Annotated in this window: 18 protein-coding genes; 8 read left to right on the top strand and 10 right to left on the bottom strand. The window is 50.3% G+C overall.

Going from position 1 to position 23099, the window contains the following annotated elements:
- Positions 1-118: 118 nt before the first annotated feature.
- The 6 genes from ACXAH4_RS02000 to ACXAH4_RS01975 form a co-directional block, all read right to left on the bottom strand.
- Positions 119-688, bottom strand: coding sequence for a single-stranded DNA-binding protein (locus ACXAH4_RS02000; protein WP_474841697.1), 570 nt, complete (start codon positions 686-688; stop codon positions 119-121).
- A 355-nt stretch (positions 689-1043) separates the two neighbouring features.
- Positions 1044-3161, bottom strand: coding sequence for a right-handed parallel beta-helix repeat-containing protein (locus ACXAH4_RS01995; protein ID WP_474880485.1), 2118 nt, complete (start codon positions 3159-3161; stop codon positions 1044-1046).
- A gap of 164 nt (positions 3162-3325) precedes the next feature.
- Positions 3326-4888, bottom strand: a complete 1563-nt coding sequence (locus ACXAH4_RS01990; protein WP_119502886.1) for a sodium/sugar symporter — start codon at positions 4886-4888, stop codon at positions 3326-3328.
- 47 nt (positions 4889-4935) lie between these two features.
- Positions 4936-6078, bottom strand: a complete 1143-nt coding sequence (gene galK, locus ACXAH4_RS01985) for a galactokinase (RefSeq protein WP_474880484.1) — start codon at positions 6076-6078, stop codon at positions 4936-4938.
- On the bottom strand, positions 6071-7123 hold the full coding sequence (locus tag ACXAH4_RS01980) for a UDP-glucose--hexose-1-phosphate uridylyltransferase (protein WP_474841704.1): 1053 nt from the start codon (positions 7121-7123) through the stop codon (positions 6071-6073). The genes galK and ACXAH4_RS01980 overlap by 8 nt, the downstream gene beginning before the upstream one ends.
- Before the next feature lie 111 nt (positions 7124-7234).
- Positions 7235-8290, bottom strand: a complete 1056-nt coding sequence (locus tag ACXAH4_RS01975) for an aldose epimerase family protein (RefSeq protein WP_474841706.1) — start codon at positions 8288-8290, stop codon at positions 7235-7237.
- Positions 8291-8601: 311 nt separating this feature from the next.
- Between ACXAH4_RS01975 and ACXAH4_RS01970 the strand changes: the two genes are divergently transcribed.
- The 4 genes from ACXAH4_RS01970 to ACXAH4_RS01955 all read left to right on the top strand — a co-directional run bounded on the left by ACXAH4_RS01970 (position 8602) and on the right by ACXAH4_RS01955 (position 13794).
- Complete coding sequence (locus ACXAH4_RS01970) at positions 8602-9612, top strand: LacI family DNA-binding transcriptional regulator (RefSeq protein WP_474841708.1); 1011 nt, start codon at positions 8602-8604, stop codon at positions 9610-9612.
- 260 nt (positions 9613-9872) lie between these two features.
- Positions 9873-10355, top strand: coding sequence for an RDD family protein (locus ACXAH4_RS01965; RefSeq protein WP_474841710.1), 483 nt, complete (start codon positions 9873-9875; stop codon positions 10353-10355).
- 85 nt (positions 10356-10440) lie between these two features.
- Positions 10441-12300 carry an SLC13 family permease gene (locus ACXAH4_RS01960; RefSeq protein ID WP_474848358.1) on the top strand — a complete coding sequence of 620 codons (1860 nt, stop codon included), beginning with the start codon at positions 10441-10443 and terminating at the stop codon, positions 12298-12300.
- 99 nt (positions 12301-12399) lie between these two features.
- The gene (locus ACXAH4_RS01955) at positions 12400-13794 is read left to right on the top strand and encodes a M28 family peptidase (protein WP_474848360.1); all 1395 of its coding nucleotides are present in this window, start codon (positions 12400-12402) and stop codon (positions 13792-13794) included.
- 56 nt (positions 13795-13850) lie between these two features.
- Here the strand turns inward: ACXAH4_RS01955 and ACXAH4_RS01950 are convergent, their stop codons facing one another.
- Both ACXAH4_RS01950 and ACXAH4_RS01945 read right to left on the bottom strand, forming a co-directional pair.
- A complete protein-coding gene (locus tag ACXAH4_RS01950) occupies positions 13851-14720 on the bottom strand; it encodes an alpha/beta hydrolase (RefSeq protein WP_474841716.1) in 870 nt (289 codons plus the stop codon).
- Positions 14721-14849: 129 nt separating this feature from the next.
- The gene (locus ACXAH4_RS01945) at positions 14850-16193 is read right to left on the bottom strand and encodes an MFS transporter (RefSeq protein WP_474841718.1); all 1344 of its coding nucleotides are present in this window, start codon (positions 16191-16193) and stop codon (positions 14850-14852) included.
- 172 nt (positions 16194-16365) lie between these two features.
- Here ACXAH4_RS01945 and uvrA point away from each other — a divergent pair, with 172 nt between their 5' ends.
- On the top strand, positions 16366-19188 hold the full coding sequence (uvrA, locus tag ACXAH4_RS01940) for an excinuclease ABC subunit UvrA (RefSeq protein ID WP_474841721.1): 2823 nt from the start codon (positions 16366-16368) through the stop codon (positions 19186-19188).
- A 209-nt stretch (positions 19189-19397) separates the two neighbouring features.
- Entirely contained in the window at positions 19398-19853 is a 456-nt protein-coding gene (locus ACXAH4_RS01935) for a DUF3299 domain-containing protein (RefSeq protein ID WP_474842379.1), read from the top strand.
- A 23-nt stretch (positions 19854-19876) separates the two neighbouring features.
- Here ACXAH4_RS01935 and ACXAH4_RS01930 read toward each other — a convergent pair whose 3' ends face one another.
- Both ACXAH4_RS01930 and ACXAH4_RS01925 read right to left on the bottom strand, forming a co-directional pair.
- Positions 19877-20584, bottom strand: a complete 708-nt coding sequence (locus ACXAH4_RS01930) for a 2OG-Fe(II) oxygenase (protein WP_474841723.1) — start codon at positions 20582-20584, stop codon at positions 19877-19879.
- A gap of 3 nt (positions 20585-20587) precedes the next feature.
- Positions 20588-20995 (bottom strand): acyl-CoA thioesterase, encoded by a 408-nt coding sequence (locus ACXAH4_RS01925; protein WP_474841725.1) that lies wholly within the window; start codon positions 20993-20995, stop codon positions 20588-20590.
- Between the two features lie 453 nt (positions 20996-21448).
- On the opposite strand from ACXAH4_RS01925, the gene ACXAH4_RS01920 reads away from it, so the two are divergent.
- Entirely contained in the window at positions 21449-22108 is a 660-nt protein-coding gene (locus ACXAH4_RS01920; protein ID WP_474848362.1) for a 2Fe-2S iron-sulfur cluster-binding protein, read from the top strand.
- Positions 22109-22117: 9 nt separating this feature from the next.
- Positions 22118-23098, top strand: a complete 981-nt coding sequence (locus ACXAH4_RS01915) for an FAD binding domain-containing protein (protein ID WP_474880482.1) — start codon at positions 22118-22120, stop codon at positions 23096-23098.
- The last annotated feature ends 1 nt before the right edge of the window (position 23099 follow it).

Here is a 23099-nt window from a genome sequence, read left to right as displayed (position 1 = left end):
AATAAGCAAATAAATAACAACTAATTCTTTACACTAAATCCCTAGCCATGAAAACAAAAAAGCCCTTATAAAAAAGGGCTTAATGATAATTCTTTACAAAAGATGTATAAGGTATATTTTAAAACGGAATATCGTCATCAAAGTCAAAATCAGGCTCGGCCATAGGAGGCTTGTTACCGCCGCCTTGCTGGTTTCCACCCTGATTGCCGCCGCCGTAGCCGCCCTGATTGTTACCCTGTGGACGTTGCTGATAACCGCCGCCCTGGTTGTTGCTGTAACCACCTTGGTTGCCGCCCTGATTTCCACCTTGAGGACGTTGCTGGTAGCCACCGCCACCCTGACCACCGCCATCGCGGCTGCCAAGCATTTGCATCTGGTCAACAATGATCTCCGTTGTGTAACGGTCCTGACCTTGTTGATCCTGCCATTTACGGGTCTGCAATTTACCTTCAACGTAAATTTGTGAGCCTTTCTTCAGGTATTCACCGGCGATTTCCGCCAGACGACGGTACATAGTTAACCGATGCCATTCTGTACGTTCCTGCATCTGGCCTTGTTGATCCTTCCAGCTTTCACTGGTAGCAAGACTCAGGTTTGCTACGGCGTTTCCATTTGGCATGTAACGAACTTCAGGATCATTCCCGAGGTTACCGACCAATATGACTTTGTTGACGCCTTTCGTTGCCATCGATGTCTCCTGTTAACTCTGTCTTTGTCTGTGACTTATGAATTCACAGCCACCCGCCCCGCACACTTTTTGCGGATTTCTGGCGGATTTAACGTTGCTGCTCAACGTTGTTCCCTGCCCGTGCAGTCGCTGTAAATTTTGTGATAGTGGGCCAGTATACCTGATTTTTTTCTCTGGCTAAGGGAATATTTTCGTTAAATAAAAGCTGCGGCAGCCAGTTAATTGTCGCACAAGGTTTTTTCCGGATTTATACACCCGCAGCACCAACCTGTTTCTATGTTGAGTCAAAATTTATCACACGCAGAGAGGCTGTCGAGCTGTACTGACGGTCCGTTTATTACCTGACCAGTCGCGGTCATACTTCATCCACACTTTGTATCAGCGCTATGTGTCTGAAGTGGATTTTACCGGCTTGCGGCGTGGCGTCATTGTCGAGAATAAATGTCAGAAATTGATAATTACCGGCTTTGAGATACTGACCTACCGGTATAACCAACCGTTGCCAGCCGTCCTGTTCACCCAGATCATCAACAAGATGACCGTATGATTGCGAACCACCGAAGCTTAATATCACGCCGGGTCCCTGCTTTAAATTGGTATCCAGGCCTAACGCGGCAATTTCCGCCGGACCTTCAATTTTAACTGTCGCTACCAGCCGGCTGCCAGCGTCGACAATGAACTGCCCTGCGATTTGTTTCCATGCGTTACCGGATAACGTTAATGTTGAACCATCATCGCTAATAGTCATTCCGCCATTGACGGTGTCATCCTGTTTCGCATCGTAGCTTGCCGGTGCAAACTTATTAAAATTGAGCATTTCCTCAAGTAACACATGGCTAAACGACAGGTAAGGAGCCGCGCCGGTCACCGGGCGGGTTTTTCCGGTGATCAGTCCGCTTGCGAACTTCGAAAAATTAGCAACGGTGAGACCATCAGCTATGTTCAGGGTTTTCGGCGCTGCCTGTTCAGCCAGCGACTGAGCAAAGGCGGTGTTGAGCTTAGTTGAGTCGGCAAAAGGCACAGTTATGTCAGCCTGAAACCGCTCACTGGCGGTATCCAGATTAAACAGGTAATTACCTGTGAAGAGACTGCGGGTATCGAACTGCTTATCAAGAATGCTGAAGCCGGATACGTCTGTTGCCGGACCGGTGATAATCACATTGTTCACCGCATTTACCCAGAACCCGTCATCACCCTGGACATAGGATGCGGTGATACCGTTTCCTGAAGAATAAACGTAGTTGTTGAACAGATTAACCTGCCCTTCAGGATTAGATGACACGCCGCCGGCCTTGATAGCTGCCCACATCATACCACGCTCGTCGCCCATGCTGTGAAGGGTATTATTAAAAATATAAGACGGTCCGCGACGCACCGGCGCAACACTTATTCCGCCATAACCGTGGGAAAAATCATTGTTGTAAACCAGTACGTTGTGCTGACCACCATCCAGTTCGATAATGTCATCGTTGGCGAAAGCAAACGTGTTGTTATATATCGCCGAGTCCCGGATGAAACCGCCATCGCTGTTGAGGTTAAACCGGCTTTCCACCACATCATTAAAGCGCACCTCATCAGTACCGGTGAAGGTATTGTTGCGTAATATGATTTGCCCCTGAAAGACTTCCTGCGGATGGTTGGCAAAAGCGAGGAAAGCATTGGTACCTTTGGGGTGGCCGTTACCCCAGTGGTTTGCGCCAAACACCGGGTCATGTACGTAACAGTTCTCTACTGTGATCACGCCACTGCGACGCATAAAGAAAGCGGAATCGTAGTTAATCTGCCGGCCCCGGTCGTCATAAGCGATGCCTTTGCGGTACTCTGCCGGGCGTCTTCCCCACTGAGAAATGTCACATCCGTTGACCCAGATATGGTGTGCTTCTTCTGCAAAGAAACCGAGCTGACCGCTCTGCGCTATGGTGATGTCTTCGAAATACACATAACTTTGCGCACCGATGCGGATGGCCGAGAGAGCATCCTCCGGGGCTACGATGGGTGTATTAAGATCGCCTTTAATCATGGCCCATGCACCGGGCGCACCTTCGATACCCAGCGCTTCTACATCCAGCGTACCGCCCTGATAAATATCTTTCAGATGATATATCTTCTGAGGGTCCACCGGCGGCTTGTCAGCCCGGGTATAGAAGGAATCTGTATACAAACGGGTTCCGGCATCATCTGTCACACTCAGCTCAATGTCATAGTGTGAAGACGGCTTCAGGTACACTACGGCACCGGATAACGACCCCTTAACAGGGTCAAAGTAAAGCGGGTTAGCATCCAGCCACTGCGTAGTGCCGGTTTCACGGAAACGAAGTGTATTGTCAACATCTGCGGACTGACCGGGCAGTTCAATCCCCGCTGATTCTATTAATGGCGTGATTGTGAGTTGTTCAGGCAGTGGCTCATCAGCACCGGCGCGGGCACTCAGCACAAAGCCGGTCAGAAAACATAACGTCAGGATACGACACATAATTGCCTCGCAAGTAAGAATAGTCAGGGGAAAACAGAACGTACGAACAGTACCGGTGACTATGCTACCAGCGGAAAGAGTTATTTACACATTAAACTTGCACAGAAAATAAACAAAAAAAACCGCCCGGAGGCGGTTTTCAATTCATACTCACCGGCGATTTATTACCACCAGGTAATGTAGAACGCTGCAGTTACCAGTGTGATTGCAATGGCTGCGATATTGAAGCCGGAGGACGTAGCAAAGCTGACTTCACCCAGTTCAATAGCATTGTCGTGGTTGCCCTTTTTCTCAGACAGAGAAATCAGCACGGCCAGACCCACACACATCAAAAACACAATGCCTACACGGTCAATGAAGGGAACGTCAGGGAAGAACATACGGCCCGCAAGGCTGAAGAAGAATGACCCCAGCGCAGCAACCAGACCACCATTTGCAGTGGTTTTCTTCCAGAACATACCCAGGGCAAACAGGGCAACAATGCCCGGCGTGAAGAAGCCGGTGAATTCCTGAATATACTGGAATGCCTGATCAAAGTTACCCAGTAGCGGTTTAGCCACCAGCATAGCGATGATTAACGACACCAGACTGACAATACGGCCCACTTTCACATAGTGATTTTGCGGTTTATCCGGATTTTTAGGCTTGTAGAAATCCATGGTGAAGATGGTAGAAACACTGTTGGTCATTGACGCCAGTGAAGACACGATAGCCGCTACCAGAGCAGCGAAGATCAAACCTTTCAGACCAACCGGCATTAGTGTCATCAGAGACGGGTAAGCCTCATCAGCACGGTTCAGATCCGGCACCAGTATGACCGCAGCAATACCCGGTAACACCACAATCAAAGGCATCAGCAGTTTAAGGAATGCCGCAAACGCGATCCCTTTCTGCGCTTCTTTAACGCTTTTAGCAGCCAGAGTACGCTGAATGATGTACTGGTTAAAGCCCCAGTAAGACAGGTTCATGATCCACATACCGCCAATCAGCACAGAGATACCCGGCAGGCTCTTATAGTGCGGATTATCTTCAGAAAGAATCATATCGAATTTTTCCGGCAGACGGTTTGTGATATCAACAAATCCCTGAATCACACCGTTACCGTCACTGATCAGGTTCAGCGCAGTGTATGAAAGGAACAGACCGCCCAGCACTAACAACACTACCTGGATGATATCGGTCATGGCCACAGCCTTCAGGCCGCCGTACAGTGAATAGGCCAGTGAAAACACGCCAAGGAACAACATACCGTACATCATGTCCACGCCGGCGATGGTGTTAATAGCCAGCGCTCCCAACCACAATACAGCCGTGAGGTTTACAAATACGTATACTGCCAGCCAGAATACCGCCATAACGACACGCACACGGTGGTCATAGCGCTGTTCCAGGAACTGGGGCATGGTGTAAATTTTATGCTTCAGGAAGATTGGCAGGAAGAACTTACCAACAATCAGCAACGTTATGGCTGCCATCCACTCATAAGAAGCGATGGCTAAACCGATGGTATAACCAGAGCCGGACATTCCGATGATTTGTTCAGCGGAAATGTTAGCAGCGATCAATGATGCCCCAATCGCCCACCAGGGCAGGCTTGAGCCAGCAAGGAAGTAATCATTGGTATCCTTCTCATGGCCTTTCTCCTCGCGGGAGACCCACCATGCGATCCCAATAAGCGCGATGACATATATCACAAAGACTGTGATATCCAACGTCTCAATGTTCATATTATTTCCCAACAGAATGTTATTTTTATCAGAATGTCTTATGACAGTCAGGCAAACGCCCCCTGTTCAGCCGAGCAAATGTAAATGTTTTGTTTATACCCGGTCCGCGCATAATAATGTTTATTAACGGCTTCTTCTACCTGACTCAGCAGATTTTTTGGCACCAGTGCCACGACGCAACCACCGAAGCCACCGCCGGTCATCCGCACACCGCCCTGCTGACCAATAACGTCACCGACAATTTCTACCAGCGTATCGATCGGTTTTACCGTGATTTCAAAGTCATCCCGCATGGAGGCATGTGAGGCAGCCATCAACTCACTGACGTCAGCGGTGCGGTCTTCATTGAGCGCATCAAACATCGCCAGAGTTCGGATATTTTCTGTGATGATATGCCGTGCACGGCGGTATACCACTTCTGTCATTTTATCTTTCGCGGCGTCCAGCATGGCCATATCGGCTTCCCGCAGGCTTTTCACACCCAGCGCTTCTGCAGCCGCTTCACACTGCTGACGCCGCACATTGTATTCGCTGTCTACCAGACCGCGTTTCACATTAGAGTTAATGATGACAATGCTGTACTTGTCGGGGATTGGCGTATGCTGAATAGCCAGAGAACGGCAATCAAGTAACATGGCAGAATCTTTCTTGCCCATGGCTGAAATTAACTGGTCCATGATGCCGCATGAGCAACCGACAAAGGTATTTTCCGCCTTCTGGCCGAGTAACGCAGCTTCGACCCCGTTTACGTCGAGGTTGTAAAGTGCCTTGAACATTTTCACAATCGCGACTTCAAATGACGCCGACGAACTTAATCCGGCGCCTTGCGGTACGTTGCCTGTCACCACCACATCAGCCCCTTTTAAATCAGGGTAACGGGTCAGCAGCACCTTACACACACCGCGAATATAGTTCGACCAGGTCGCCTCTTTGACATGCTCAATGTTATCCAGAGAGAAAGTATTACGCTGACCGTCATAATCCAGCGCTACCACATCAATAACACGGTCATTTCTGGGCGATGCGGTGATCCAGGTACCAAAGTTAATTGCTGCCGGAAATACAAAGCCTTCATTGTAGTCGGTATGTTCGCCTATCAGGTTTACACGGCCGGGAGCCTGCACAGTGACCGCTGGGCTGCTGCCGAAAGCCGCTTCAAAAGCGGAAATAAGTTGTGCGTTATCAGTCATGGCTTCGTGCCTTCTTATAGTGAACTTCCGCTAAGTCTTTTAATCGTTGCGCTGCCTGCTCCGGGGTCAGATCCCGCTGGGCTTCTGCCATCATTTCATATCCCACCATGAATTTGCGTACCGATGCAGAACGCAATAGCGGCGGGAAGAAATGCGCATGCAGTCCCCATTCGCCATGGGCTTTATTATCGAATGGCGCACTGTGCCAGCCCATAGAGTAAGGAAAAGAAGTCTCGAACAGGTTGTCGTAACGGGTGGTAATGTTGCCAATGATTTCAGCCAGGCTCTGTTGCTGGCCGGCGGTTAAAGCAAGCAGTGAACTGGCTTCAAAACGGGGTAACAGCAGTGTTTCAAACGGCCATGCTGCCCAGTACGGTACCACAACAGCCCAGTCATCATTTTTACAGACAACCCGTTCATCAGCCTCTGTTTCGCGCTTCACGTAATCAAGCAATAAACTGGTGCCGTATTTTTCGGTATACGCCGTAAAGCGGGCTTGTTTCTTTTCCGCCAGCGTAGGTAAATGATGCTGTGCCCACACCTGACCATGGGGATGAGGGTTTGAACACCCCATCAGAGCACCTTTGTTTTCAAACACCTGTACCCAGGTGTAATCTGCACCCAGTTCTTCAGTTTGTTTGACCCAGCATTTCACCACGTCAAGACGCTCTGCGTCGCTGAGCTCAGGCAGGGTTTTGCTGTGGTCGGGTGAGAAACAAATAACCCGGCTGCAGCCCTGTTCAGCCTGAAAAGTGAAAAGGGGATCATCGGATGATGCATCCGGCGTATCCTGTTGCAAGGCAGCAAAATCGTTCGTGAATACATAAGTACCGGTATAGGCCGGGTTCAATTCACCGTTCACGCGGGTATTGCCGGGACACAGATAGCAGGTTTCGTCGTATTGCGGACGCTCTTCATTTGAAGGCGGTTCATTCTGGCCCTGCCACGGACGCTTTGCACGGTGGGGAGACACTAACACCCACTCTCCCGTCAGCGGATTAAACCGGCGGTGAGGATGGTCGGTCGGGTCAAATGCTGTTGTCATTGCTTCTCTCATTACTCTGCTACCCTCTTGTGCCTTAAGCCCGCACAAATCAGGTAAACGTTTAACCTTTTAAAATAAATCTTTCCTGTGTAATCACAGGAAAGAGGATAATTATTGCGTTGAAAAACCGTATTTTATACGCGTTACATGGGCTTCCCCCGGCTCAACCCAGCCAAGCGGAAACGACGGCTGATTAGGCGTATCAGGAAATGCCTGCGGTTCCAGACACAAGGCACCGTCATCGGTAAATGTTGCAGTATCACCGGATGCGCCACTCAATCCATTAGCGCTGTAAAACTGAATGCCCGGCGTGTTAGTCCATAACGTCATCACACGGCCACTGGCTTCATCGACAACCTGCGCTGCAGGCTCATCTTCATCCGCAGGAAAAGTATCGAGCACAAAATTATGGTCGTACCCGCTGCCTGTGCGTATTTGCGCATCATCTGCGCCGATATCCTGACCAACGGGTTTTAATTTCCTGAAATCAAAAGGTGTACCGCTGACTTCCTGCAATTCGCCGGTTGGCACAAATTCAGGTCCCACCGGGGTAAATCTGCCGGCATTAATCATCACTTTATGGGCAAGCACATCACCGCTTCCGGCCAGATTGAAGTAGCTGTGACTGGTAAGACTTAACGGCGATTTCGCCGTACTGTTTACTGTCATCGTCAGCAGCACTTCGTTGTCGTTATTCAGCGCATAGACAGCTTCAATGTGCCGCGTGCCCGGAAAGCCACCTTCCCCGTCAGCGCAATCCAGCGACAGGGTTAACGTAGCAACCGTATCGTTGCTGTGAGTGGCAGCCTGCCAGCACTTTTTGTTAATACCGGCGCTGGCGCTGTGTAAATTATTTGTGCCTGAATTCTGCTCCAGTTCGTACACCGTGTCGCCAATAGCAAAACGGCCGTTTGCAATGCGGTTAGCGTAAGGCCCGACGAGTGCCCCTAAAAAAGCGCCATCTTTAACGTAGTCGTCAATGCTTTCAAAACCGGCGACAACATTTGCGAAGTTACCGTCTCTGTCCGGCGCCAGAATAGCCGTGACAATGCCGCCATAGTTGGTGATCTTCACGGTCATTCCGTTGGCATTTGTCAGGGTAAACAAGCTGACGGGTTTGTCATTTACTTGTCCGAACGGGGCTTGAGTTATCTTTGGCAAAATCACATTCTCTGAAAATCGTTTCTGTAAGCCCTACTGTGCCTGAAATCCGGTCATTCACACAACGCTTACGTTAAACATTAACACATACGCAACAAATAGGGTATACGTTTTCCCTCTTTTTGAAAAGGCTCTGTTAAAGGATTTTTGCCTTTGTGAAAGCATTCGTCAGGATTTTTTTAATGCAATCGGTTGAAATATTCATAAGATAGACGGCAAATAAATGAAAACATTTACCCTTAATCCGGTGAGCTAAGCGTGATTTGGTAGAACAATTCCGCTGAGCAAACCTGTACAAGGGCCGCACTGGCTACACAATGGCAACTATAAAAGATATCGCTACCGCCGCGGGCGTGTCGCTGGCAACTGTGTCACGGGTTATCAATAACGGCCCCAAAGTAGGCGACGCCACACGGGAACGTGTGAAAAAAATCATGGAAGAAATGGGCTACCGGCCGAATGCCAATGCCCGCGCACTGGTAACAAAGCGCAGTGCATCTTTGGGCGTTGTGCTCCCCGAATTTCATGATCCCTTCTTCGCCACCCTGGCTCATGGTATAGAAACCGTTACCCGTAAACAGGAAGTCCAGATCCTGCTCAGCGCCGGTTCTATTGAGCAGGCGACAGAGCGCAGGGCAATTGAAACTCTGCTGGAGCACCGGGTTGAAGCCATGGTGGTGCACAGCAAAGCGTTACCGGACGAAGAGATTATTCACTTTGCGTCTCAGATCCCGGGGTTCATGCTGATAAACCGGTATATTCCTGAAATCGCCAACCGCTGCGTCTGGCTGGATAACGAAGCCGGCGGGCAGATCATGGCTGAACACATGATAAAACAGGGTCATAGCAAACTAGCAGTAATTTCAAGCCGTTATCAAATTGCTGACCCCGCCATGCGGTTACAGGGAATACGCAATGCGATGGCAGAATTCGGCCTTTCTGTTCCCGACAGTCATATTGAATATGGTACGCCGGATCAGGAAGGGGGCGAGCAGGCTGTGCAGAATTTGCTGGCAAGGGGGATCGAGTTTACCGGCATAATGGCCTACAACGACGCCATGGCTTCCGGCGCGATGTCTATGTTGCAGGATCACAACCTGGAGATTCCCGGGCAGGTGTCTGTGATCGGATATGATGACGTTCTGCTGGCAAAATACTGTCGCCCGAAACTTACCACTCTGCGCTACCCGATAGAAATGATGGCAGCCCGCGCCGCCGAACTGGCTTTGAGCTATGCCAGCGGGAATACAACAACATCAGAAGACACTTACAAGTACACCCCGACTATTGTTAAACGGGAATCAGTGGGACGCCCGCCTTCAAGGTAAAGATCAGTCAAGATAGGTAAAGTCGCTCGAAGGCTGCTGAAAAGGGTGAAATGATAACTCCGACAGTCACCGGATTGTGGCTGTCAGGGAAAACCTGAAGCCCTGTAACCCCATTACCAGCGTTTTCATGGTTTCCTGCTCTCTTTTGCGAGAATACCTCGGGCGCTTCATGCGCCCTTTTTTTGTGGCCTTTTGTTTTTTCTCCGATTCCCTGACATTATGTGCTCCTGGCATCACGCGGGAAAACATCAGGAGCATTCATGGCAGAATTTGAGGAAGTCACACAGGCAGTAACAGAAGAACGTCTGGCATCACGGGGAGAAAGGTTTGCTGCGGCTGTCATTGATATAGTGATTTCGATACTCGCATCCCTTCCGTTTTTCTTCTACACAGGCCTTGAAGCCCTCGAAAACCCCGATATGACATTAGTGGTCACCGGCCTTGTTTACAGCATTCTGATTTATATCGTGATTAACGGATACCTGTTGTTTCACTTCGGTCAAACGGTAGGAAAGCGCTTTTTGAATATCCGGATAGAAGATTTACAGGACCGTCAGGCCGGTTTAGGCCGTATTCTGCTGATGCGGTTCCTGCCGGTTCAGGTTGTCACCAACATACCTTTTATTGGCGGCATACTTGGCCTTATCAACATTGCATTCATCTTCAGGAAAGACCATCGCTGTGTTCATGATCATATTGCCGGCACCCGTGTATGCCGTGTACCGGATGAACTCAGGGTTTAATTGATCCTGCGCATATCAGGGTCTGTTCAGACAGGCACGGGCGGAGTAAGCTGAGAATTCTTTCATTCTCACACGGAATAAGCCTGTGTTTGCACTGGACGCATCCCTTCATGCCTGGTTTGTATTCGGACTGATAGCCCTGGCTGCAGCAGCCATGCTCAGCAATAAAGTGCGCTACGATTTTATTGCCATCGGGGTCATTTCAGCCCTCACCCTCAGCGGCATCATGTCTGCCCGCGAGGCGGTATCCGGCTTCGGCAACAGCGTGGTTGTACTGATTGCCGGTCTGCTGGTCATCGGTGAAATGCTGGATAAAACCGGCGTAGCCAGTATCACCGGCGACATCATTCAGTCTGCCGGCAAGAAGAGCAAACACGGCCTGCTGGCCATTATTATGCTTGCCAGCGCCTTTCTGAGTGCCATCATGAGCTCCACTGCGGTGGTGGCGATTTTCATTCCTGTCATTCTCGGTATTGCAAAACGCAATCAGCTGCCTGCGTCGTCACTGTTGCTTCCCATGTCATTCGCCGCACTGGTGTCTGGAATGCTCACACTGATTGCCACGCCGCCAAATCTGGTGATCAGCGCGAGACTCAGTGAGTCCGGCTACGCGCCTTTAGGGTTCTTTTCCTTCTCGTTACCCGGCCTGCTCATTCTTGCTGCCACCATTATTTTTGTCGTTTTTGCAGGCCGCAAATTACTGCCACAGAACGATGCCGCGCAGGTTCCGGATATCTATCACCGGAAACTGGCGCATCTGATGGAAGATTACCGCAGCGACCGTGAGATCACTGATGTGATGATAAGCGCCCGAAGCTCACTGAACGGCGTGACTGTCGGGATGAGCGAACTCTATACCGGTTACGGCATCCGCATTATCGGCATTGCCCGCCATCAAAACGGACAACATCAGTATTTCACGGCGCCTCACGCCGGTTTTGTGTTATCGGAAAAAGATATTCTTCATCTTTCAGGCGATCCGGAGCAACTTCACACGGCCTGTACTTCACTTCAGCTAAAGCCGGTAACACTGTCTGCAACGCAGAAACAACAGGAAAACTGGGAGCTTGGTGCAACAGCAGTGCTTATTCACCCGAATTCCAGGCTGGCAGGGAAAACAATTAAGGATGTGCGGTTCCGCGACCGTTATCATCTGGATGTCATTGGCCTTCGCCGCAATCAGCAAGCCATACCTGCTGCAGAAGATGTTCGGCTGGCCCCGTCTGACAGCCTGCTGGTGACCGGCGCCTGGAAAAACATTAAAGCGCTGGAAGATCAGAACCACGACTTCGTTGTCCTTGAACGGGCCTCAGAAGGAGATGACGTTGCACCGGCTTATAAGAAAATGCCGCTGGCACTCATAATTGTTGCCGTGATGGTGTTGATTTCGTTGTTCGATGTCATGCCACTGGTCATCGCCGTTCTGATGCTGGTAGCGGTGGCGGTTACAGGGCGGTGCTTATCTGCTGAAGAGGCTTACAGAGCGATACACTGGCAGTCACTGGTACTGATTGCCGGCATGCTTCCCCTTGCCACAGCCCTGGATACCAGCGGCGGAACGAAAATGATTGTCGGTATGTTGATGACACTGGCGGGAGGAAAAGACCCGCAAGTACTACTGGTGCTGCTGTTTTTTATTACCGTAGTACTCACCAACTTTCTGTCTAATACCGCATCAGCGGTACTGATGGCCCCGATTGCCATCACCGCTGCAGAGCAGGCAGGAGTATCTCCCTATCCGCTTGCAGTGACTGTGTTGTTTGCTGCCTCTGCAGCATTTCTTACCCCTGTGGCCTCCCCGGTGGTCACGCTTGTGGTTGAGCCGGGCCGTTACCGTTTCATCGATTTCATTAAGCTGGGCACCCCGCTCCTTCTGATAGTATTCGCAGTTACATACTGGTTTGTCCCCCTGGTGTTTCCCTGGCAGGGTAAGGGAGCGCTTTAATCCTTTGCATTGCCGTAACGGTCGTAAATGCCGTGAATTGCGAACACAACAGGCGTTAAAGTAGGGTTCTCAACCCGCTTCCGCTACACAGGAACAACAATGAAAAATAAAACCCTGCTGGCACTGCTCACCGGTGCCTGTTTCGCGCTTCCTCTGCAAAGTCAGGCAGTCACTGACGATCAGAAAGTCATTCTGGATTTATTACAAACCAACGCAAGACAGGACAATCTGTCTTATCAGATCATCGAATCTCTGACCACAGAAGTCGGCCCTAGGCTTGCCGGGACACCCGGTTCTGAAAAGGCTGTCGCGTGGGCTCAGGACACCATGAAGCGCCTGGGTTTTGATAAAGTATGGATAGAAGAAAGCAAGGTTCCGCTGTGGACCCGCGGCGATTTAACCGCGTCGATTTCAGCCCCTTACCCGCATAAAGTCACAGCGCTGGCACTTGGCGGCAGTGTGGGAACAGACGGAAACCCCCTTGAAGCTGAAGTTGTCCGGTTTGCTACGCTGGACGCACTGAAAGCCGCTAAACCCGGTTCTCTTGATGGCAAAATAGCCTATGTGGCTTATCGTATGGAACGTCACAAAGACGGACACGGCTACGGTAAAGCTGTTGGCGCCAGAGTAGCCGGTGCATCCATTGCTGCTGAAAAAGGCGCTGTAGCATTTCTGTTACGCTCAGTAGGCACCGATGACAACCGTCTTGCTCACACCGGGGTGATGCAATACGAAGAAAACATTAAACGCATTCCTGCTGTGGCGATTTCAAATCCCGACGCAGATCTACTGGATAATATGCTGACCCGTGATGAGCCGGTCATGTTTTCCCTCAATACGTCCGCCAGCGGACCTACGGGCCGCGTAGCGACCATCGCCAATGTTATCGGCGATGTGACCGGCAGTGAACACCCGGAAGAAGTTGTCACGCTGGGAGCACACCTGGACAGCTGGGATGTGGGTACCGGCGCCATTGATGACGGTATCGGCATCGGCATTACGCTGGCAACAGGCCATTACATTGCTGAATTACCACAGCGTCCGGCACGCACTGTACGGGTAATTTTGTTTGCTGCTGAAGAAATCGGACTCTACGGAGCTAAAGATTATGTTGTACAGCATAAGAACGATATGGATAAGCACGTCATTGGCGCAGAGTGGGATTTTGGTAACGGCGCTATTTACGAACTGACTCCGGGCGTGGGCACACAGGCACTGTCTGAAGTGCGCGACTTTGCTGAATACCTTGCACCTTACGGTGTGGGAATGTCAGACAAAAACGACGCTAAGGGCCAGTCAGACATGAGTGCACTGGGCGAAGCCGGTCAGCCGGCGATTAACTTCTCTCCGGACGGCAGTGATTATTTCGACTACCACCACACTGAGAACGACACGCTGGATAAAGTTGAGCCGGAAGCACTGAAGGTAAATACCGGGATCTTCAGCGCCTTCGCATTCTGGGCTGCAACCTCAGAAACCAACTTCAGAAAATAGCCTGAAACGAAAAAGAGCGGCCATGCCGCTCTTTTTCCTGCTGCGCCGCGTAGTCTTTATCTGCCGGATTTCAGCGAGCGCACAAACATCCGGTACTGCCCTTTCACATCGGGATATGTCATAGACTTGTTGTGCTTACCACCCGGTACAACGTAAATCCACTTATCTGTGCTGGGTGACACTTCATACAACTCCCGGCTGAACGTGATCGGCGTAGTCCGGTCTTTGTCTCCTACCACCAGGAAAAGCGGCTTATCAAACTGACGGATAAAATCATCGTTTTCGATAATCGCCAGTTCCGGAGACACCTTCAGAAAGGTGAATGTTTTGGTCCAGTCCGGCACCATGTTCTGTACAACATCATTCACTTTGTTAATCGCGCTGTCGAGTACCAGACCGTCGATATCCCGCTTCACCGCTACATAGCTGGCGAAAATGGTCCCCATGGAAATGCCGTGTACCACCGTAGGTAAATCATTAGCAAAAACTTCTTTGGCATAATCGTAAACCAGCAGAGAATCCCGTTTGAGATTATACATTCTTGCTCTTTTGGCCTTATCGCTGGCACCCGTGCCCTGATAATCCACCCACAAGACATTCGCCGGCAGCTTTCCGAACTCGTGCAACAGCGCTGAATTTTTACTGATGGTCATGCCATTATCGGCAAACAACACAACGTTAACGATAGGGTCCGGATACGCCACAGCCACACCTTTAAGTGTCAACTCTTCACCATTCACGATTTCTACCGTGGTAATGGTCATCGCCGCTTCATCTTTATTCACAGCCTGACTCAGTGCAGTGGTATCAAGGCCGGACGCGGAGGCATCCTGATGCAGGAAACTGGAGGAACTGACATCAATAGCACAGCCCGAAAGCTGAAAGACACATGCCAGCAAAAGAAAATTACGAACCAATCTGAACACTTAACTCTACGCTCATTTAACAATCAGGGACATTACAGCAGAATACATTACAGTAATCCGTTGCCGCCGCATAGTAATCAGGATACGGCAGAAACGGAAATCAGGATGAATACCGGAACACCTGAAACCTCAGGCGTATTTTGCCAGCAGCGCCCGCGCGGCCGACGTATCAAATGCTTTGGTGATTTTCAGATAAACTGCACTTTCCTCACGGGAAGCCACCACTTCATGGACACCTTCCAGTTTATGCAGTTCAGTTTCCAGTACTGCAGGATCAACCTTATCGAATGATACCTGCATGGAAAGCCGCTTTAGCTTCATCACTTCTTTCAAGCCAAACAGTATGACCATCCAGACACATGCACCGGTGGCGCCTGCGAGGTAAGCGGTTTTAGGTGTCCAGATGTCGGTCACAACGCCGGACAAGACACCGCCCAGGAACGCCCCGAAGAACTGAAAGCTGGCATAAATGCCCATTGCACTGCCCTTCTGTCCGGCCGGAGCAATAGTAGAGACCAGTGCAGGCAGGCTGGCTTCCAGATAGTTAAACCCGGTAAAAAACAGGATGACCGCAGCAAACACGACCCACATGTGGTGGTCCTGCATATTAAGCATCAGAAAAGCGGTCATCATCAACGCTGCAGCGGTAATCACCACGGATTTCGGCGTTTGTCCCCGGCTGATCCCCATCAGCACTATCAGACCGATAATCGACACGGCTAATACCGGTAAATAAATCGTCCAGTGGCTCTCCAGTGTCATATCAAACTGAGTCAGAGTAATGGGCAACTGAACAAACAACAGAGTTATCATCATATGCAGCGCCATCACGCTGACATTCAGTCGCCAGAGCTGGGGTGAAACAAACAGAGACTTGATTTCAGACACATGGGGAAGGGTATCTCCGCTGGCGCTGATACTGACATCAGGCACCACCCATTTGACCAGCGGCATACAACAAATAGCAAGCACACCGGTGACACCAAATACGCCGGACAGTCCCCAGTTCTGAGCAATTAAGGGACCTACAAGCACCGCAAGATAGAATGAGAAGCCAATGGCAATACCAATGACGGCCATGACTTTGGCACGCTGGGTTTCCCGGCTCACATCAGTGGCCAGCGCCATAATTGCACCGGCAATAGCACCCGCCCCCTGCAGGATACGTCCTGCAATCATCATCACCATGCTGTCGGCTGATGCGGCGATGAAAGAGCCGGCGGCAAAAATACACAGTCCGAGCAGAATAACCGGTTTGCGGCCCCAACGGTCTGACATCATGCCCATGGGAATTTGCAGCGCTGCCTGAGTCAGTCCGTAACCACCTATCGCTAAACCCACCAGCAAAGGTGAATAATCAGGGTAATCCATCGCCGCCACGGCCAGCACGGGCATGACCATAAACAGCCCCATCATGCGCAATACATATACCAGCGCCAGTGCTAATGCGGCGCGAACTTCAAGTGCGTTCAAGTGTGTTCCCGTGCTTCTCTTTCTCAGGCCGCGAAGTGTAACACAAAACCAACATTCGCCCAGTGTCTGATAATGGTCCGGGTGTGATCCCACTAATAACTTAAACGTAGTTAATGATTAATTTTCGTGCCCGTTGTGGCATACTTTCTCTTTTGGCAATTCTCAGGCTTCAATGGATAAAATCGAAATTCGCGGTGCCCGCACCCACAACCTCAAAAACATCGATTTAACCCTTCCCAGAGACAAACTTGTTGTGATTACGGGTCTGTCTGGCTCCGGTAAATCCTCATTAGCATTCGACACACTGTACGCTGAAGGTCAGCGCCGTTATGTTGAATCATTGTCGGCGTATGCCCGTCAGTTTTTATCAATGATGGAAAAACCGGACGTGGATCACATCGAAGGGTTGTCACCGGCCATTTCCATTGAACAAAAGTCGACGTCGCACAACCCCCGCTCAACCGTTGGTACCATTACAGAAATTTATGATTACTTACGTTTAATGTTTGCGCGGGTCGGTACACCACGTTGTCCTGACCACGATGTACCGCTGGACGCCCAGACTATCAGTCAGATGGTAGATAAAGTGCTGTCTATGCCTGAAGGTACCAAGCTGATGCTGCTGGCACCGGTTATTCAGGAGCGGAAAGGTGAGCACGTCAAAACATTGCAGAATCTTGCTGCGCAAGGCTTTATCCGGGCCCGCATCGACGGCGAAGTGTGTGATTTATCCGATCCACCCGAACTGGATTTGCGCAAGAAGCACACCATTGAAGTGGTGGTCGACCGGTTTAAAGTGCGGGACGATTTGCAACTTCGTCTGGCAGAGTCCTTTGAGACAGCATTGGAACTGGCTGGCGGAAATGCCAAAGTCGCTTACATGGATGAGCCGGACGCGGACGAAATCATGTTCTCCGCAAATTTTGCCTGTCCCCACTGTGGTTATAGTTTAAGTGAACTGGAGCCACGGCTGTTCTCATTTAACAACCCTGCCGGTGCCTGTCCGACGTGTGACGGACTGGGAACAAGACAGTTCTTCGATCCGGTTCTGGTGGTCTCGAATGATGAATTGAGTTTATCCGGCGGCGCGATCCGTGGCTGGGATAAACGAAGCTACTACTACTTTCAGATGCTGCAAGCTGTCGCCGATGCCTACAAATTCAGCCTTACAGCGCCTTTCAACGAGCTTTCTGATGAGGCCCGTGATGTGGTGCTGTATGGTTCAAAGGGTAAGTCTCTGAACTTCAAGTACATCAACGAGCGCGGCGATGTGATGGAGCGCAAGCATCCGTTCGAAGGCATCATTCCGAATATGGAACGTCGCTACCGCGAAACTGAGTCCAATGCAGTCAGGGAAGAACTGGCTAAAAATCTGAGTCAGCAACCCTGTAACAGCTGCGGCGGAACACGACTGCGTACGGAAGCGCGAAACGTATTTATTGAAGGCACCAATCTGCCGAAAATCGCAGATATGTCTATCGCAGACGCCTTTGATTTCTTTGAAACACTGAGCCTGAGCGGGCAGAAAGCGCAGATTGCCGAGAAGATTTTAAAAGAAATTCTCGACCGCCTGGGGTTTCTGGTAAACGTAGGTCTGAATTATCTGTCTATGTCCCGCAGTGCCGACACCCTTTCAGGCGGTGAAGCCCAGCGTATCCGACTGGCCAGCCAGATTGGCGCCGGACTTGTCGGCGTTATGTACGTACTCGATGAACCTTCCATCGGTCTGCACCAACGTGATAATGAACGTCTGTTGAAGACGCTCACGCACCTGCGGGATTTAGGTAACACTGTATTGGTTGTTGAGCACGATGAAGATGCTATCCGCGAGGCGGATTACATTGTTGATATCGGTCCCGGTGCCGGTGTTCACGGTGGTCAGGTCATTGCTGCCGGTACTATGCAAGATATTCTTGACAGTGAAGACTCACTTACCGGCAAATATCTGTCTGGTCGTGAAAAAATTGAAGTACCGGAAAAGCGCAACAGTGCGAAAGATGATAAATGGCTAACGCTGACAGGTGCCTCAGGCAACAACCTGAAAGATGTAACCCTGAAGATTCCGGTTGGCGTAATGACTTGTGTTACCGGCGTATCGGGCTCAGGCAAATCGACGCTGATTAACGATACCTTCTTTAAAATTGCGCACCGCGAACTGAATAAAGCCACTACATCTGAGCCGGCTCCGTACAAAACCATGAAAGGGCTGGAAATGATGGATAAAGTGGTCGACATCGATCAGAGCCCGATTGGCCGTACGCCCCGCTCGAATCCGGCCACTTACGCAGGCATTTTTACATCCATCCGTGAATTGTTTGCCGGAACACAGGAAGCCCGTTCACGGGGTTACAAAGTGGGCCGCTTCAGCTTTAACGTAAAAGGTGGCCGCTGTGAAGCCTGTCAGGGCGACGGTGTCATTAAGGTAGAAATGCACTTCCTGCCAGACGTATATGTGCCATGTGATGTGTGTAAAGGTAAACGGTACAACCGTGAAACGCTGGAAATTCAGTACAAAGCAAAGAACATCCACGAAGTGCTGGAAATGACGGTGGAAGAGGCCAGAGAGTTCTTTGACGCCATTCCTGCCATTGCCCGTAAGCTGCAAACACTGATTGATGTAGGCTTGTCATACGTGCGTTTAGGCCAGGCAGCAACAACGCTGTCCGGTGGTGAAGCGCAACGGGTGAAACTGGCAAAAGAACTGTCGAAGCGGGACACCGGCCAGACACTTTACATTCTGGATGAACCGACTACCGGTCTGCATTTCCATGATATTAAACAGTTGCTGGCTGTACTGCACCGCCTGAGAGATCATGGCAACACTGTCGTGGTCATTGAGCACAATCTGGATGTTATCAAAACCGCTGACTGGCTGGTCGACCTTGGCCCCGAAGGCGGTTCAGGGGGCGGTCAGATCATCGCAGAAGGTACACCGGAAGACATTGCTAAAGCGAAGCAGTCTCATACCGGCCGGTTCCTGAAGCCGATGCTGTAAAAAACAGCTTCTCTGAAAAGCGGCGTGATCCGTTAAGGACACGCCGCTTTTTTGTATCTTTCGTCTATCAGGCATCAGCCATCGCTGAACGGCACTTTCCCCTTCAGGGATCCATGCGATAATAGTATCTGTATCCTGAAATGCTGCCTCCGGCGACTGAGTAATAACGACAAGAGTGAACTATGGCTTTATCACACAAAATCACCGCAATGCTAACCCTGATCATCTCAGTCATGGCAATGCCAGCACTGGCAAACGAACCAGAAGAGGTTTACTGGGAAGATTTGGTCCCGCCGGGCTTTAACGAACTCGCTCCGCCGCCGGTTGCCAGCCACGAAAGTACCATGGCGCAATTGCAGCCTGATGCGCCAGTGGTTGAAAAGTACAATGATAAGCTGGTTAAAATTCCGGGGTTTGTGGTGCCGCTGGAAGGTACTGACGAACTGACCACAGAATTTTTACTGGTTCCCTATTTCGGCGCATGTATTCACGTTCCACCACCGGCATCCAACCAAATCGTGCATGTGACCTTTGAAAAAGGCGTCGCCATCGAAGATTTATACGACGCCATCTGGGTAACCGGCACCCTTTCTACCGAAGGCTGGAAAGGTGATATCGCCTCAGTGGGCTACCGTATGACCGGTGTTTCCGTCACCGCGTACTGATCCTCCAGCATAATACGCAGAAATTACTGCGTATAAATTTGTTCAGCGCGGTTAAACAGCATCCATGAAGTGAGGATGTATTTATCATTACTCACCGGAATATTGCCCCGGTGAGTATGGGTAAAATGAGCGGGGGCAATCACCATTCTGCCTGCTTTAGGCTCGATACTTTTTCCCTGATAGTAAAAATCCGTTTCCCCGCCTTCTTCTACATCATTTAAGTAAAACATAAACAGCATAACGCGGTGCAGGGCATCATTGTGTTGAAGTTGCGGATAGACTTCTGAATGCCAGTACGGGTAACCCCCTTCTGCGGCTTTATAACGCTGGGTATTGATATCTCCGATCCTGAACAAATAATTCACCATATTAGCCAGATTCGGGCGCCCCACTTCCGCATAGTTGTCGCCGGTAAGCTTCACCGGTTGCCCGGTTTGCGGATGTCTCACTGTCAGGCCAATGGGCCCTACCAGCGCAAAGAAATACTCATCAATATACTTTAACAGTTCATTTCCCGTTTTCGTCATCACCTCTTTGTGAAAGGGTTGGAATACTGGATCCTGAGTGAAGGAAACATCTGTGCTGCGCTTTTTGTCAGTATCAATCCCTCCGCCGGTTTTGCCGGGAGCAAGGTTAGCGCTGCCATCAAATGCGGCGATGATATCTTTACATAGCTCCGGTGACAGGACGTCGTCTGTTACCGTAATAAAATCTGTGTCTTTTCCGTACATCGACTAGTCCTTCAACCAAGTCTGCATCTTTTCCCTTACTGCATCAGGAACAGGTTCGGCTTTTTGCGTGTTGTAATTGAAATGCACCATAGTGGTCGTTCCCGTTGCGCAGTGCTCACCCTCCTGCCAGATCTCCTGATACACATCAAAAGAACTGCTCCCCAGGCGCCCTACCCATGTTTTCACGGTGACGGATTTTCCGTAATAAATTTGCTTCAGAAAGTCGACCTTGTAGCTGGCCAGAATCAGTGGCCAGGCGGTTAAGTCCAGGTCTGGTACAAACAGCCGGAATAGAGGATCTCTTGCGGCTTCCAGCCATCCCACATGCACGGTGTTACCCACGTGACCAAGCCCGTCTGTTTCATAAAAGCGCACGTCAAACGTCGTTTCCATAGGTTCGGTTTTTGTCATCGTTATTCGTCCTGTCGTTGTATTGAGGAAACATACTCAGCATACCTGTTCGTCACTGCCGGCTAAAGAGCACACTGAAAACTAATATCAGTAAACCATTCGTATCTGTACATCACAGCAGACACAAGCACCGTTAGTTTCTGTAAATGAAAAGCACCACAAATTGCGGATTTATCACGCGGATAAAGATCAATGAATCATTAAACTTTCGCCTATTAGTTCTCTTCATCAATCGCTAACAAATTGATTTTAATAAACTAAAATAATGCGAGCAGGTCTATCCCGTCCTTTCCATCCGCACAGGTTGATCTCAGCCATACACCGTCCCCGTAGGCATGTGGACCGTTACAGTGAAAGTTTATGCATCAGTTCACCATTCCACACTGAGTTTTTCTTGTGAATTTCACTGGCATTTATGCACCACCCTCACCACAGACCGAACAGGAGTGATCCATGGCACAAGATAAGTTGAAGCCATATCAGAAAAACGGAGAAGTTTTTAAAAACAGCACGGCGTCCCGCTCACGCCGGAACTTTCTTAAGGGCGTTGGCGTATCCGGCGTTGCGGTTGCGGCAAGTGGTTGCGCTGCAAGAAGTACCTCAGCACCGGAATCAGCCATTGAAGCAAACGACCCGGAAGCGCTGTCGAAAGTAGCCATCACCCTCAAGATCAATGGTGAAGCCAGAAAAATGAAAGTCCAACCTAATGCAGTGTTACTTGATGTACTTCGTGACGACCTGCAACTGACCGGTACCAAGAAAGGCTGTGACCACGGTCAGTGCGGTGCCTGCAACCTGCATGTGAACGGCAAAGTCATTAACAGCTGTTTGAGTCTGGCGGTGATGCACGATGGCGATGACATCACCACCATCGAAGGATTATCAGAAAATGGTGAGATGAGTGCGGTGCAAAAAGCCTTTCACGAAAATGATGCCTTTCAGTGCGGCTACTGTACTGCCGGACAGATGATGACCGCAGATTATGTGATTCGCAGTGATGATATTCCGGCCAGTCCTGAAGCCTGGCGGGAAGCTATGAGCGGCAACATCTGCCGGTGTGGTGCGTACAAGAATATTCTTTCTGCTATGCAGCAAGCCAGCAAACACGTGTAAGGAGGCATCATGCGACAATTTTCCTACGTAAGAGCAGAAGATACCGCACAGGCAGTAAAAGCAAAAGCGACACAAGCCAATGCATTTCTGGCCGGCGGCTCGACCCTTATTGATCTGGTGAAGCTGGATGTAATGCAGCCTGATACCCTGGTGGATATCAACAGCCTGCCACTTTACGACATTGAAAAATTAAAAGACGGGCGGCTTAAAATTGGCGCGCTGGTCACCAATAACGACCTTGCCTGGCATCCTGAAGTGAAGGCCCGTTACGCTGTTTTATCAGAAGCCTTGCTCTCCGGTGCTTCAACTTCTTTACGGAACAAAGCCACTACCGGCGGCAATGTTATGCAGAAAGTACGCTGCCCGTACTACCGCGACGGCGTATCGCCCTGTAACAAAAGGGCACCGGGTAGCGGTTGCTCTGCCATAAAAGGTAATAACCGTTCTGTTCACGCAGTGCTGGGCACCAGCGAACACTGCATTGCCAGCCATCCGTCAGACATGTGTGTGGCGATGGCCGCCATTGGTGCCACGATTTTAGTATCCGGCCCTGAAGGAGAGAGGGAAATTCCTTTTACCGACTTTCATTTGCTTCCGGGCAGCAGTCCGGACAAAGAGCACAATCTGGCCCCGGGCGAACTCATCACCCACGTAATTTTAGACAAGCCCTTGCCCGGCAACCGGTCACACTACCTGAAACTGAGAGACAGAGCGTCTTATCAGTTTGCGCTGGCTTCCAGTGCCGTAATTGTGTCCCTCTCGGGCTCAACCATCAGCGACGCCCGCATTGCGATGGGCGGAGTAGGTACAAAGCCCTGGCGTGCCTTTGAGGCAGAGCAATCGTTGAAGGGTAAAACACCGTCTCAGGCGGCATTTGAAAAGGCAGCAGCTATCGCTTTTGTGGCAGCCAGGCCCCAGTCTCAGAACGGGTTTAAAATTCCACTGGGACAACAAGCGATTGTCCGCAGCCTTAAAACCATCACCGCGTAGG

This window comes from Alteromonas sp. ABV2_168 (genome assembly GCF_056161165.1).
This window is presented reverse-complemented; position numbering and strand designations above follow the sequence as displayed.

Bases quoted from the DNA above. Each gene is read 5' to 3' on its own strand.
- ACXAH4_RS02000 (WP_474841697.1), bottom strand. From the start codon at position 688: ATGGCAACGAAAGGCGTCAACAAAGTCATATTGGTCGGTAACCTCGGG.
- ACXAH4_RS01995 (WP_474880485.1), bottom strand. From the start codon at position 3,161: ATGTGTCGTATCCTGACGTTATGTTTTCTGACCGGCTTTGTGCTGAGT.
- ACXAH4_RS01990 (WP_119502886.1), bottom strand. From the start codon at position 4,888: ATGAACATTGAGACGTTGGATATCACAGTCTTTGTGATATATGTCATC.
- galK (WP_474880484.1), bottom strand. From the start codon at position 6,078: ATGACTGATAACGCACAACTTATTTCCGCTTTTGAAGCGGCTTTCGGC.
- ACXAH4_RS01980 (WP_474841704.1), bottom strand. From the start codon at position 7,123: ATGACAACAGCATTTGACCCGACCGACCATCCTCACCGCCGGTTTAAT.
- ACXAH4_RS01970 (WP_474841708.1), top strand. From the start codon at position 8,602: ATGGCAACTATAAAAGATATCGCTACCGCCGCGGGCGTGTCGCTGGCA.
- ACXAH4_RS01965 (WP_474841710.1), top strand. From the start codon at position 9,873: ATGGCAGAATTTGAGGAAGTCACACAGGCAGTAACAGAAGAACGTCTG.
- ACXAH4_RS01955 (WP_474848360.1), top strand. From the start codon at position 12,400: ATGAAAAATAAAACCCTGCTGGCACTGCTCACCGGTGCCTGTTTCGCG.
- uvrA (WP_474841721.1), top strand. From the start codon at position 16,366: ATGGATAAAATCGAAATTCGCGGTGCCCGCACCCACAACCTCAAAAAC.
- ACXAH4_RS01935 (WP_474842379.1), top strand. From the start codon at position 19,398: ATGCTAACCCTGATCATCTCAGTCATGGCAATGCCAGCACTGGCAAAC.
- ACXAH4_RS01930 (WP_474841723.1), bottom strand. From the start codon at position 20,584: ATGTACGGAAAAGACACAGATTTTATTACGGTAACAGACGACGTCCTG.
- ACXAH4_RS01925 (WP_474841725.1), bottom strand. From the start codon at position 20,995: ATGACAAAAACCGAACCTATGGAAACGACGTTTGACGTGCGCTTTTAT.
- ACXAH4_RS01920 (WP_474848362.1), top strand. From the start codon at position 21,449: ATGGCACAAGATAAGTTGAAGCCATATCAGAAAAACGGAGAAGTTTTT.
- ACXAH4_RS01915 (WP_474880482.1), top strand. From the start codon at position 22,118: ATGCGACAATTTTCCTACGTAAGAGCAGAAGATACCGCACAGGCAGTA.